This is a genomic window from Trueperaceae bacterium (assembly GCA_019454765.1).
GTDB lineage: Bacteria > Deinococcota > Deinococci > Deinococcales > Trueperaceae > JAAYYF01.
This window is the reverse complement of record JACFNR010000027.1, coordinates 24546-37037: the sequence shown is the minus strand read 5'-3', so window position 1 is coordinate 37037 and position 12492 is coordinate 24546. Positions and strand designations below refer to the sequence as shown.

Sequence of the window (12492 nt, the reverse complement as noted above, 5' to 3'; positions counted from 1 at the left end):
CAACAGAGAACCTGCTCAGCCCCGCGGCTCGCAGCGTCATGGCGTCGGACCTAGGCCACCGCTACCTGTTCCAGAACCCGCAGTGGCGCTACGTGGGCGGCAAGCACTTGTCCGAGGTCGAGGTGGCGGCGCAGGAGCTCGCCTGCAGCGTGTTCGGCGCCCGCCACGCCAACGTGCGGCCGCTCTCGGGGGAGAACTGCACGAACATCGTCATCCACTCCGTGCTGGAGCGCGGCGGCACCTTCTACCACCTCGCCATGGAGGACGGCGGGCACTTCGCGGCGCGCAGCGTGGCTGCGCGGCTGACCGACGACCTCCGCCTGATCCCGTACGACGCCGCCAACGCCACCATCGACGTGGCCGCCTGCGAACGCGCCTTCGCGGCCGCGCCGCCGGACGTCATCTACCTCGACGCCTCCATGATCCTCTTCGCGCACCCGGTCAGGGAGCTGCGGCGCCTCGCCGGGCCCGACGCCATCATCGTCTACGACGCGTCGCAGGTCCTCGGCCTGCTCGCCGGCGGCCTCTTCCAGGACCCTCTGCGCGAGGGCGCCGACGTGCTGTCGGGCAGCACCCACAAGTCGCTGCCCGGGCCACAGAAGGGCATCATCCTCACGAACCGCGACGACATCGTGGCGCGCGTGGAGGCGACCATCTTCCCCGGCCACGTCTCCAACTTCCACCTCCACCACGTGGCGGCCCTCGCCGTCACGCTGGCGGAGGCGCAGGAGCACGGCGCGGCCTACGCCCGCCAGACCGTGGCCAACGCGCGCGCCCTCGGCGCGGAACTCAGGCGCCTCGGGCTGGCCGTGCAGGGCGGCGAGCGGCTAACCGACTCGCACCAGGTGTGGCTCGACGTGAGCCCGCGCGCCACGCCGGACGAGGCGGTCGAGGCGCTGCACGAGGCCAACCTCATCGCCAACGTGAACCTCATCCCGTCGCTGCGCCGCAAGGGGCTGCGGCTGGGGACGCCCGAGGCCACGAGGCTGGGCATGCGCGAACCCGAGATGGTGCAGCTCGCCGGGCTCATGCACGGGGCCCTCACGGGCGAGGCGCCGCGCGCGCAGGTCCGCGAGCGGGTCACGGCGCTGGCGCGGCGGTTCCGGACCGTCCGCTACTGCCGGCCCGAGGCGGCCACGGGAACAGCGCTAGCCGCCGACGCGGCGTGACCGACCCCGGGCCCAGAACGCGCATCGAGCGCCTTCTCGGCGCGCCCGCCGGACAGGAGGTCGACCTCGCGGTCGACCTCATCGTCACCGACGACTGGACCACCCCCGCGCTGTGCCCCGTCTTGGGCGCGCTGGGCACCACCCGCTCCGCCGCCCCCCTCGTCCTGGTGCGCGATCACACCGGGCCGGCGGACACCTACTCGGGCGCCGACCGCGACCGGGTGCTCGAGCTGCGCCGGGTCGAGGACGAGTTCGTGGAGCGCTTCGGGGCCGAGCGCCTGGTGGGCCAGGGGATCCAGCACCACGCCCTCCCGGCCAGCGGCAGGTTGCGCCCCGGCATGCTCGTGCTGGGCAACGACTCGCACGCGCCCACGCTGGGCGCGTACGGGGTGGTGGCGTTCGCCGCGCAACCCACCACGTTGGCGGCCGCCATCCACACGGGCAGGTTCGTGCTGCGCGTGCCCGAGACGCTGCGGGTCGAGGTGGTCGGCGCCCTCGCGCCGGGCGTCACGGCGCGCGACGCGGCGCTCACCCTCCTCGGGCTGCTGCGAGACGGCGGCCCGACGCCCCGCCTCGCCACCGGCAAGGCGCTCGAGTTCGGCGGGGCGGGCCTCGCGGGCCTGACCCCCTCCGAGCGCGCCGTCCTCGCCAACGTGGTGCCCGAGGCGGTGGCCCTCACCGTCACGTTCCCCGCGGGGGCGGACGACGCGCCGCCGCCCGCCACCCCCGCCCTCACGCTCGACCTCGGCCGGGTGCGCCCCACCGCGGCGCGCAGCGGCAACCCGGCCGACGCCGTGCCGCTCGAGCACCTCGGCGCCACCCGCGTCGACCGGGTGATCGTGGGCACGTGCTCGGGCGGCACCTTCGAGGAGGTCGCCGCCTTCGCGGCTGAACTCGACGGGCGGGTGGCAGTCCCCACCGTCGTCGCGCCCGCCACGGCCGGCGTGCTGGCGCGACTCGGCGAGGCCGGCATCGTAAGCCGGATGGAGGCCGCCGGGGTCACCCTCCTCGCCCCCGGTTGCGGCCCGTGCTTCGGTTTCGGGATGACGCGGTTGGCCGACGGCGAGGTCGCCGTGTTCACCGGCAACCGCAACACCCTCGGCCGGCTCGGCTCGCCCCGCGCGCACATCATCCTCGTGGGCGGCCGCGCCGCCGGCACCGCGGCGCGCACGGGCCGGCTCAACGCCGACGGCGACGCGCCGACCACCGACCGCCCCGGCACCGCGGCACCCACGGTCACGTGGCCCACGACCGGCAACGTCGTCAGGCTGCGGGGCCTCATCTCCACGGACGACCTGACCCCCTCCAGCGTCCCCGGCGTTGGCACGTCCAGCGACCCCGACCCGCGCGTGGCGCGGCGGCTCCTGCTCCACCACCTCGACCCCTCCGCCGCGGAGCGCCACCTTGATGGCACCGTCTTTGTGGGCGACGAGAACTTCGGGGTGGGCAGCAACCGGGCGTCGTCCGTGCGGGCGCTGCTGACTGCCGGGGTCCGCGCCGTGATAGCGCCCAGCATCGCTCCCCTCTACCGGCTGGGCGCGCGCGACGAGGGGCTCATCGCCATCACCCTCGCAGACGAGGCGTTCTACGAAGCACTCACGCCCGAGACCGTCCTCGACCTGGACCTGGCGGCCGGCACGGTCCTGCTGATCGACGGCCCTGGGAGCGCGCCGCGTCCTTTCCGCTTCGCACCCGTGACCCCCTACGAGGCCATGTTGCGAGAGGCCGGCGGGGTCGTGGCGCATCTTCGCGCCGGGTAGGCGGCGAGTTCGGGTCCGGTTCCCGTAAGCAGCGTGCCCCGGCCAGGGGTTCAAGGCGTGCTGGTCGCCGATTAGGGGGCAACCACCGTCGCCCCATATCTGGGTCACATGACCCAGATATGGGCCACGTTCAGTATGATGACCCATGGACTCTTCGGCGCCCTACCTAGCGGTCCTCCCGGACAGCACCAGCAAGGTCCTCGTGGTGTTGGCGAGGACCACGCGGCCGTTGAGCGGGCGTGAGGTAGCGCGGCTTTCCGGTGGGTCCCGCAGCACGGTCGCTCGAGTCTTGCAGCGCCTCGCAGAACAGGGGCTGGTCAACGTTCAAGAGGCTGGGGCGGGCGCCGCACTGCTCTTCACTTTGAACCGTCGGCACCTGGCGGCTGAGCCCGTTCTGGCTCTACTCTCCTTGCGACAAGCACTGATCGACCGCCTCAGGAGCGAACTCACAACTTGGGCAACGCCGCCTTGTCACGCATCGCTCTTCGGCTCGGTGGCTCGGGGTGACGGCGGCGCCAGTAGCGACGTCGATCTGTTCATAGTCCGCCCGGAAGCAACGGTCGAGGAAGATGGGGGATGGCGCCGCCAGTTGGACGAGCTCGCGGGCCTCGTACTCGGGTGGACGGGGCACCACGCCGGCATCGCCGAGATAGGCGTTCAGGAACTCGAGCGCTTGAAGCAAGAACACCCACCCATCGTCGATGAGCTACTAAGCGACGCGGTGACCCTCACGGGACCGCCGGCGCAGGTACTCCTTGGGGAGGCGGTCACGTGAGTCGTGGGAAGACAAGGACCGAAGGATGTGGCTCGGCGGAGGGGCGCACCCGCGCGACGTCAGCCGGGAAGTTCTTGGAGGTAGCTCGTCTTCTGCAGGATGAGGACGATGCCGCCTCGTGGAGCGTAGCCGCATCGCTTACGGTGCTCGCTGGCATAGCTGCAGTCGATGCCGCTTGCTGCTACGCCCTAGGTCGCCGCTCGCGAGGCGACGACCACCACGACGCCGAACCTCTGGTTGCGATGGTCATGCCACGGGGCGCCGAAGCAGCAACGGCGCTGCGGCGCCTGATAGACCTCAAGGACAAGGCCCAGTACGGCATGATCCACGTCAGTCGAAACGACCTGAAGGTGGCGATGCGCCAGGCAGAGATGCTCGTTGATTTCGCGAACGAGATGCGGCCACTCACTTAGCCAACGCTCTTAGCGGTACCGGGGCCCGCGCCGAGGCGCCGCCCCCCATCAACGCCTCCACCACGGCCGCGGCGACCGTCCCCCGGTAGCCGAACGCCAGCAGCGCCGGCCCCGGCACCAGCTCGGCGGAGTACGGGTTCCAGAGGGCAACGTGCACGAACTCCCTGCCGGCGTGACGCGCCCACTCGGCTGCGTTGCGCGCCGTGACGGCCTCGCCCTCCGCCACCCGCGTGCGGCTGGTGGAGGCGTAGAGCACGGCGCGCGGGAGGGGCGACAGGCCCCCAAGGAAGGGAGTGGGGTCGACCGCCTCGCCCCACGGCAGCTCGAGCCACGCGACCTGCACCCCGCGCCGCTGCAGCTCCTCCACCAACCCCTCGGCGGGCCGGGCGCTCACCTGGCTGGCGGCGCTGGCGCGCACGGTCCGGTTGGCGAGGACCGCCACCCTGTCGCCCGGCGCCAGCTCCGGGAGGGGTCCGGCGAGCGTCACGAGGCCGGCGCGGGTGGCGCGCGCCATGGTGGCGCGGTCGGCGGCCTCGACCGCGGCGTCCAACCGGCCGCCCTCCGCGCGGGCGGGGTAGGCGCGCGCGAACGCGGCGAGGCGCGCCAGCGGTCCCGCCAGGCCGTCCGGCCCGAACCCGCCCGCCGCCAGCGCCTCGTCGATGGCTGCCAGCACTGAGCGGTGCTTGGCGACAGACCCGAGCGTGAGCGGCACGTCCACGCCCGCCAGCAGGGCGCGCACGACCGCCTCCCCGGGCGAGAAGCGGTCGGCGACGGCCTTCATGTCGAGCGCGTCCGTGACGCTCAACCCCTCGAAGCCGAGCTCCTCGCGCAGCAGGCCGTGCATGGCGCGGCGCGACAGGGTGGCGGGCACGCCGGGCTCGAGCCGCGGCAGCACGATGTGGGCGCTCATCACGGCGGCCGCGCCGGCGGCCATGCCCGCGCGGAACGGCACGAGCTCGGTGGCGCGCAGCTCGCCGAGCGAGCGGTCGACCACCGGCAGGTCGAGGTGCGAGTCGAGGCTCGTGTCGCCGTGGCCGGGGAAGTGCTTGAGCGTGGCCCCCACGCCGGCCGACTGCAGGCCGCGCACGAACGCCGCCACGTGGCGCGCCACCAGCGCCGGGTCGGCGCCGAACGAGCGGTCGGCTATCACGGGGTTGGCGGGGTTGGAGTTCACGTCGGCCACGGGCGCGAAGTCGAGGTTCACCCCAACGGCGGCGAGGGCGCGGCCCGTGGCGGCGGCCACCTCCTCCGTGAGCACCGGGTCGTCGGCGGCGCCCAGCGCCATGGCGGCGGGCGGGAACGGCACGTCGAGCAGCCGCAGCACCCCGCCGCCCTCCTGGTCTATGCCCACCACCAGCTCGTCACCGGCCAGCGCGCGCGCCTCGGCCACGTAGTCGGCCAGCTGGTGGCGGTCCGTCACGTTGCGGCCGAACAGGCACACGCCGGCCACGCGCCGCTCGGCCAGGAGCTCGCGCTCTTCTGGCGTGAGGGCGGCGGCGGAGAGGTCGATCATGAGCGGCAGGCGGGTCATGGCGTCACCTCTTGCTTCTGAAGGCCGGGGCGCGGGGCCTCACCGCGAGCGCACGTCGGCCGCGTCGCGCAGCGCGTCGCCCACGAAGTTGAAGGCCAGCACCGACACGATGATCATGGCGCCGGGCGCCAGCAGCCACGGGTAGAGCCTCAGCGACTCGAAGTTCTGCGCGTCCTTGAGGAGTAGCCCCCACGAGGTCATCGGCTCCTTCACCCCCAGGCCCAGGAACGACAACGCGCTCTCCCCAAGGATGTAGCCGGGCAGCGCCAGCGTGGCGGCCACCACCAGGTACGACATGAGGTTGGGGACCACGTGCCGGACGACGATCTTGAGGTCGCGCGCGCCGAGCGCCCTGGCGGCCGTCACGAACTCCATCTCGCGCACGGCCAGCACCTGCCCGCGCACCACGCGCGCCAGGCCGGCCCAACCGATGAGCGCCAGCACCGCCACGATGCCCATGTAGACGTACGTGGAGGGCCAGGTGGTGGGGATGACGGTGGCGAGGGCAAGCAGGATGGGGATGCGCGGGAAGGAGAGCAGCACCTCGATGAGGCGTTGCAGCACCTGGTCGATCCAACCCCCGTAGTAGCCGCTGAGGCCGCCCACCAGGATGCCGATGCTGAACGAGATGAGGATGCCGATCAGGCCCACGGTGAGCGACACCTGCGAGCCCACCAGCATGCGCGACAGCAGGTCGCGCCCGAAGCGGTCGGTGCCGAGCGGGTAGTAGTCGCCGCCCACGGCCCCGAACAGGTGGCGGTCGGTGGCGAACAGCCCGAGGAAGCGGTACGTCTCCCCCTTCACGAAGAGCCTGATGGGCAGCGGCTGCTCCAGGTCGGGCACGAAGATGCGCCGGAACGTGACGGGATCGCGGTCCTGCTTCATGGCGTAGGTGAAGGGCCACCGCGGCCGGCCCTCGCGCCACACCCGCACGGGTTGCGGCGGTTGGTAGACGGCGCGGTGCTGGGTGGTGATGTCGTATGGCGCGAGGAACTGCGCGGCGAGGGCGACGAGGTAGAGCAGCGCGAGGATGACGCCGCCGAAGATGCCGGTGCGGGAGCGCGCGAAGCGGCGCCACGCCAGGCGCGCCTGGCTGGGGCCAACGTCCGCCGCGTCGCCGCCTCGGCGCGCCGGGCGGGTGGCCGTGGCGCTCACGCTCCCGCCTCAGTCATAGCGGATCCTCGGGTCCACCCACGCGAGCGCCACGTCGGCCAGCAGGTTGCCGACCATCAGGAGCAGGCTCGCGAGGAGGAGCAGCGACATGGCCACGTACTGGTCCTTGGCGAGGAGCGAGTCGTACAGCAGCGGGCCGATGGTCGGCAGGTTGAGGACGATGCTGGCGATGATGGTGCCGTTGATGAGCTCGGGCAGGCTCAGGCCGAGCATGCTGACGAGCGGGTTGATGGCGGTGCGCACGGCGTGGCGGTTGATGACGCGCCGCTCGGCCAGGCCCTTGGAGCGGGCCGTGCGCACGTAGTCGGCGTTGAGCACGTCCAAGAGGTTGGCGCGCATCTGGCGCATGACCGACGCCACGCCGGTGGTGCCGATGGCGAGGATGGGGATCCACATGTGGTTCAAGAAGTCGACGAGCTTGGCCCAGCTCCACGGCGCGCCGATGTAGCGCGGGCTGAAGAGGCCGCCCACCTGCGTGCCGCCGGCCTGCAGCACCAGGGCGATGAGCAGGAGCGCGATGAGGAAGTCGGGCACGGCCAGGCCCACGTAGCCGATGAAGCTGGCCACGGCGTCGGTGAAGCCGTTGCGCCTGAGGGCGGTCACGATGCCGAGCGGCACGGCCACCAGCCAGGAGAAGAACATGGTGACGCCGGCCACCACGATGGTCCAGAAGAGCCGTTCGCCGATCACGGTAGATACGGGGCGGTTCGCGAAGAAGCTGTAACCGAAATCGAGGCGAGTGACGATGCCGCCCACCCACCTCAGGTACTGCTCGTATAGGGGCCGGTCGAGCCCCAGCTGGGCGTTGATGCGCGCCACCGCCTCGGGACCCATGCGCGGGTCCTCGAGGTAGCGGTCCGTGAACGAGCCGGGCGCCGCCTGGATGACGACGAAGCACACCACCGACACGAGCACGAGGGTGGGGAGCATGATGGCCACGCGCCTGACCAGGTAGGAGAACATCCGGGCCTCTCGGGTCTAGATAGCCCGGGCCGGCACGCGCGCGTGTCGGCCCGGGGGTCTTCAGCTAGGCGCCGCCGCTACTTGACGTAGTAGTGCGGGACGGGGTTGTAGCCGGGGATGACGCCCAGGTTGTAGACGAAGTTGCCCACGTTCTCGTGCACCGCCGCGATGTTGGCGGGCTTGGCGATCATGATGACCGGCACGTTCTCGGCGTTGAGGCGCTGCCACTCCTTGTAGAGCGCCACGCGCGCGGTCCGGTCGACGAGGGTGGTGCCCTGGTCGAAGATGTCGTAGATGCGCTTCTCCCAGTCGGCCATGGCGGCGAAGTTCGGCTCGCCGCCCGGCGTGGCCGGCTGCGTGGAGCGGTGCCAGTAGTAGAGCGAGCCGCCGGGCTGCCAGATGGGCTTGCGCAGCTCGGGGTCGGGCTGGTTGCCCAGCGCGATGATGATGGCCTGGTAGTCGCCCGCGAGGCCGGTGGAGAGGAGCGCCGAGCCCTGCACGCCCACGAGGTTGGCCTTCACGCCGATCTTGCCGAAGTCGTTCTGGAGGATGGTGGCGATGTCGGTGAAGGTGCTCGAGTCGGCGTTGTAGGTCAGCGAGAACTCGAGGTCCCTGCCGGAGGGCACGTTGCGGACGCCGTTGCCGTCTGTGTCCTTGATGCCGAGCTCGTCGAGGGCGGCGGCGGCGGCGGCGAGGTCGAACGGCAGCATCAGGGGCTTGGTGTCCTCGTAGAAGGTGCCGTCGGCGGGCGCGGTGGGGGTGCCGGGGATCTCGGCGAGGCCGTTGTACACGTCGTCGATGACGCGTTCGCGGTCGACGGCGCGCTCCATGGCGCGGCGGAAGGCCACGTCGCCGAACACCTCGGAGAAGGCGGGGTCGTCGAAGTTGAAGGCCACGTGCGGCGGGGAGCCGAAGAGGGCCGGGCTGGTCACGACGCGGAAGTCGGCGCCGGCCACCTCGCGGTCCTTGAAGTCGGGGAACTGCGCGCCGGAGATGTTGAGCACGGCCAGGTTGCCGGCGAGGAACTGGGCCGCCTGCGCCTCGTTGCCGCGCACCACGAGGTAGTCGAGGCGCTCGGCGTACGGGAGGCTGGTGCCGGCGGAGTCGACCTTCCAGTAGTTGGGGTTGCGCACGAGGCCGACCTTCTGGCCGGCGACGTAGCTGTCGTACATGAACGGACCGGTGCCCACGACCTCGGCAAGCGGGGTGTCGGTGGGCCAGGCGTTGTTGATGTCGGCCTGCTGCGCGCCGCCCTCCACGGTGAAGGGGAGGAGCTTGTGCTTCGGGAAGATGGGGAAGCGCTGCTGGAGCAGGAACGCCGCGGACGGGGCCGGCAGGGTCATGACCACGGTGGCGTCGTCGGGGGCCTCGAACGTGACGGGGCGTTGCTCGCCGTCGACCGTGAACATGAACTGGGCGGCGTCACCGGCGCGCGCCTCGGGGTTGGTGATGATCTGGGTGTAGGTGAACACGACGTCGGCGGCCGTGAACGGCGTGCCGTCGTGCCACGTCACGCCCTGGCGCAGGTGGAAGGTGTAGACGGTGCCGTCGGCGCTGACGTCCCAGCTGGCCGCGAGGGCGGGTTCGATGGCGTAGGTCTCGAGGTTGAACTCGACGAGGGAATCGAAGACGACGCCGGTCAGGGTCTGGGTGTTGTTGTCGATCTGAGCGTAGTAGAGGAACGTGGGTGGCGAGTCGGCGAGCGGGAACGTGAGCGTCCCGCCCACCGTGGCAGGGGTCATGCCCAGGTTGGGGTAGTCGACCACCTTGGGTTGCGCTAGCGCCGTCCCCCAAGCAGCCAGGACCAGGGCCGTGACCAGGGTCGTGAGTCTGTTACGCGGCATCCGAACCTCCTTCATGCACGAAGCGTCGCTTACGTCTTCCACGATAGACCACTTTAAGACCACCTTCAAGCCGCATCGGTGAGCGCGAGGCCAACGGGCGTTGACCCACTGGTATAGCAGTGGTACGTTCTGGTGGTAGGTCCACGCCCGCGGCGGCAGCGCAGGCGCCCTCGGCGGTCGCGCCGGCGCCGCGCGACGGGCGAACAGGAAGGTCAGCGCGATGGAACTCGACGACATCCGCATCGACAAGGCACTGCCCACCCCTGCCTACCTGCAGCTCAAAGAGAAGCTGATCCACGCCATCGACGCCGGCCGCATCAACCAGGGCCGCGCGCTCCCCTCCGAACGCGACCTCGCCGCCAGCCTCGGCCTGTCGCGCATGACCGTGCGCCGCGCCTTCAAGGAGCTCGTCGCCGAAGGGCGCGTGGAGCAGCAGCAGGGCTCCGGCACCTACGTGCGCGGGCGGCCGCTCGAGCAGATCATCGACCGCGTCCTCGGCTTCACCGACGAGGCGCGCCACCTCGGCTTCGAGCCCGGCGCCCGGCTGCTCAAGGCGGAGCGCGTGCCCGCCGACGACCAGGTTGCCGCCGCGCTGGGACTCGAACCCGGCGCCACGGTGCTGCGGGTCACGCGCCTGCGCACCGCCGACGGCGAGCCGCTGGCGCTCCAGGAGGCCCACCTCGCCACCCGCCTCGCCGACCTGCCCACCGAGGAGCTCGCGGCGGGCGGCTCCCTCTACCGCTGCCTCGAAGTCCGCTTCGGCATCAGGCCGGTGCGGGCGCGCCAGACCATAGGCGCCCGCCTGCCCACCCGCGCCGAGGCGCGCGCGCTCGGCCTGGCCCAGGGCGCACCGGTGCTCGCCCTCGAGCGCACCACCTTCGACGAGGGCGAGCGCCCCTTCGAGTACACCCGCAGCGCCTACCGCGGCGACCGCTACCGCCTCGCGCTCGACCTGAGGGCCCTGTGACGGCCGCGCGGGCCGCGGCAGTCACCGTGCGGCAACTGACGGCGGGCGAGGCCGCGTTGGTGCCGGGCCTGTGGCGCTCGGCCTGGGGCGCCCGCGCCGAGCTCTACCCGCTCGAGGAGCGCGCCTGGCGCGACCGCCTGGCCGCGCATCACGACCCCACCCTCCTCCTCGGCGCCTTCGCCGGGGACCAGCTGGTGGGCGTGACCCACGGCCGCACCCCCACCGCCAGCTGGCTGCCGGCGGGCGTCGGTTGGGTCTCCCTGCTCGCCGTGGCGGGGCCGTGGCAGGGCCGGGGCGTCGGCGGGCGGCTCCTCGCCGAGCTGTTCGCGCGCCTCCGCGAACGCGGCGCGCGCACGTACCGGCTCGGCAGCGACGCCAACCACCTCCTCCCCGGGCCGCCCCAGGAATCCAGCCCGGCGCTGTGGCGCCTGGCGCGCCGCGCCGGCGCGCGCTTCCTCGCGACCGAACACGACCTGCACGTCGACCTGCGCCTCGAGCCGCCGGCGGCGCCCCTGCCCCCCGGTTGGCGCGTCCGCGACGACGATCCGGCCGCCGCCCTCGAGTTCGTGACCCGCGCCTTCCCCGGCCGCTGGACGGCCGAGGTTGGCGCCTACCTGGCGGCCGGCGCCACCGTGCTCACCCTCCAGCGCGATGGCGAGGCGCGCGCCGACGGCTTCTGCGCCGTCTTCACCGGCGACGAGGCCGTGCTGGGACCGAGCCTCCACTGGCGCCGTGCGCTCATGGCCGACGTGGCCGACCGCCCAGGCGGCATGGGTCCGCTTGGCGTGAGCGAGTCCGCCCGGGGCAGCGGCCTCGGCCTCGCGCTGGTGCGAGCAGGCGCCGTCTGGCTGGCGAACCGCGGGGCCACCGACGCGGTCATCAACTGGACGACGCTCACGCCCTTCTACGGCAAGCTGGGCGCGCGCGTGTGGCGCACCTACCAACGCGTCGAGGGCCCCCTATGACGAAGCCACCGAACGGCCGCGCGGCCACCGAGGCCGCCAGCGCCGACTACTCGGGGCTGGATGCCTGGCCCGCCGCACGGATCCTCGCGGCAATCACGGACGCCAACCGCCGCGCCATCGACGCCGTGGCCGCCGCCCTGCCCGACCTGGAGCGCGCCGCCACCGGCATAGAGGAGCGGCTGCGCCGCGGCGGGCGCCTCGTCTACATAGGGGCGGGCACCTCGGGCCGCTTGGGGGTGCAAGACGCCGCCGAGCTGGCGCCGACGTTCGGCTTCGACCGCGCCCTGACGCTCCTCGCGGGCGGCGATTCGGCCACCACCCAGGCCAAGGAGGGGGCCGAGGACGACGTGGCGGCCGCCGGGCACGACGTGGCCGCCGCCGCCATCGGAGAACTCGACGCGGTGGTGGGGGTCGCCGCCAGCGGCGGCACGGCCTACACCGTCGCGGCGCTGGAGCACGCCCGCGCGCGCGGCGCGTTCACCGTCGGGATCGCCAACAACCCAGGCACGGCCCTGCTGCGCGCCGGCGACGTGGGCGTCCTCCTCGCGACCGGGCCGGAGGTGCTGGCCGGCAGCACGCGCCTAGCGGCCGGCACCGCCCAGAAGGCCGCCCTCAACGCCCTCTCCACCACGGTGCTGGTGCGCCTGGGCGGCGCGTACGACAACCTCATGGTGGGCATGCGGCCCGTCAACGCCAAGCTGCGCGTTCGCGCGGTGCAGATCGTGGCGCGCGGCGCGGGCGTCGACGAGGCCGCCGCCACCAAGGCGCTGGCGGCGGCCGGCGACGACATCAGGCGCGCCATCGTGATGACGAAGGCCGGCGTGACGGCGGAGCGGGCCGAGGCGGCGCTGCGCGCGCGCGGCGGTAGCGTCCGCGATGCGCTCGCCGACCTGGCCGGCGGCTGACGGGCGGCGGGGGCGCCCCCGCCGCCC

At 72.7% G+C, this 12492-nt stretch carries 11 protein-coding genes; 7 read left to right on the top strand and 4 right to left on the bottom strand.

Annotation, left to right across the window (positions count from 1 at the left end; all coding sequences use genetic code 11):
• From H3C53_08765 to H3C53_08750, 4 genes are all read left to right on the top strand, one after another.
• The coding region (locus tag H3C53_08765; GenBank protein MBW7916757.1) for a serine hydroxymethyltransferase at positions 1–1169 on the top strand (1169 nt) is incomplete at its 5' end.
• The gene (locus H3C53_08760) at positions 1166–2929 is read left to right on the top strand and encodes a hypothetical protein (GenBank protein ID MBW7916756.1); all 1764 of its coding nucleotides are present in this window, start codon (positions 1166–1168) and stop codon (positions 2927–2929) included. The genes H3C53_08765 and H3C53_08760, both read left to right, overlap by 4 nt.
• Before the next feature lie 145 nt (positions 2930–3074).
• Positions 3075–3704: a helix-turn-helix domain-containing protein gene (locus H3C53_08755; GenBank protein ID MBW7916755.1), complete on the top strand. Its 630-nt coding sequence runs from the start codon at positions 3075–3077 to the stop codon at positions 3702–3704.
• Positions 3701–4117: a hypothetical protein gene (locus H3C53_08750; GenBank protein ID MBW7916754.1), complete on the top strand. Its 417-nt coding sequence runs from the start codon at positions 3701–3703 to the stop codon at positions 4115–4117. The genes H3C53_08755 and H3C53_08750 overlap by 4 nt, the downstream gene beginning before the upstream one ends.
• Here H3C53_08750 and nagZ read toward each other — a convergent pair.
• From nagZ to H3C53_08730, 4 genes are all read right to left on the bottom strand, one after another.
• Positions 4110–5648, bottom strand: a complete 1539-nt coding sequence (nagZ, locus tag H3C53_08745; GenBank protein ID MBW7916753.1) for a beta-N-acetylhexosaminidase — start codon at positions 5646–5648, stop codon at positions 4110–4112. The two genes, H3C53_08750 and nagZ, sit on opposite strands and share 8 nt — an antisense overlap.
• 39 nt (positions 5649–5687) lie before the next feature.
• On the bottom strand, positions 5688–6731 hold the full coding sequence (locus tag H3C53_08740; GenBank protein MBW7916752.1) for an ABC transporter permease: 1044 nt from the start codon (positions 6729–6731) through the stop codon (positions 5688–5690).
• 81 nt (positions 6732–6812) lie between these two features.
• The gene (locus tag H3C53_08735; protein ID MBW7916751.1) at positions 6813–7784 is read right to left on the bottom strand and encodes an ABC transporter permease; all 972 of its coding nucleotides are present in this window, start codon (positions 7782–7784) and stop codon (positions 6813–6815) included.
• Between the two features lie 77 nt (positions 7785–7861).
• Positions 7862–9628, bottom strand: coding sequence for an ABC transporter substrate-binding protein (locus H3C53_08730; protein ID MBW7916750.1), 1767 nt, complete (start codon positions 9626–9628; stop codon positions 7862–7864).
• Positions 9629–9848: 220 nt separating this feature from the next.
• On the opposite strand from H3C53_08730, the gene H3C53_08725 reads away from it, so the two are divergent.
• Genes H3C53_08725 through H3C53_08715 form a run of 3 tightly spaced genes read left to right on the top strand, consistent with a single transcriptional unit; the run spans position 9849 to position 12465 of the window.
• Entirely contained in the window at positions 9849–10595 is a 747-nt protein-coding gene (locus tag H3C53_08725; GenBank protein MBW7916749.1) for a GntR family transcriptional regulator, read from the top strand.
• Positions 10592–11560: a GNAT family N-acetyltransferase gene (locus H3C53_08720; GenBank protein MBW7916748.1), complete on the top strand. Its 969-nt coding sequence runs from the start codon at positions 10592–10594 to the stop codon at positions 11558–11560. Before H3C53_08725 ends, H3C53_08720 begins: the two co-directional genes overlap by 4 nt.
• On the top strand, positions 11557–12465 hold the full coding sequence (locus H3C53_08715; GenBank protein MBW7916747.1) for an N-acetylmuramic acid 6-phosphate etherase: 909 nt from the start codon (positions 11557–11559) through the stop codon (positions 12463–12465). The genes H3C53_08720 and H3C53_08715 overlap by 4 nt, the downstream gene beginning before the upstream one ends.
• Positions 12466–12492 lie beyond the last annotated feature (27 nt).

Excerpts from the sequence above, each read along its gene's own strand:
- H3C53_08715 (MBW7916747.1), top strand. The coding sequence starts at position 11,557 with ATGACGAAGCCACCGAACGGCCGCGCGGCCACCGAGGCCGCCAGCGCC.
- H3C53_08730 (MBW7916750.1), bottom strand. The coding sequence starts at position 9,628 with ATGCCGCGTAACAGACTCACGACCCTGGTCACGGCCCTGGTCCTGGCT.
- H3C53_08735 (MBW7916751.1), bottom strand. The coding sequence starts at position 7,784 with ATGTTCTCCTACCTGGTCAGGCGCGTGGCCATCATGCTCCCCACCCTC.
- H3C53_08755 (MBW7916755.1), top strand. The coding sequence starts at position 3,075 with ATGGACTCTTCGGCGCCCTACCTAGCGGTCCTCCCGGACAGCACCAGC.
- H3C53_08725 (MBW7916749.1), top strand. The coding sequence starts at position 9,849 with ATGGAACTCGACGACATCCGCATCGACAAGGCACTGCCCACCCCTGCC.
- nagZ (MBW7916753.1), bottom strand. The coding sequence starts at position 5,648 with ATGACCCGCCTGCCGCTCATGATCGACCTCTCCGCCGCCGCCCTCACG.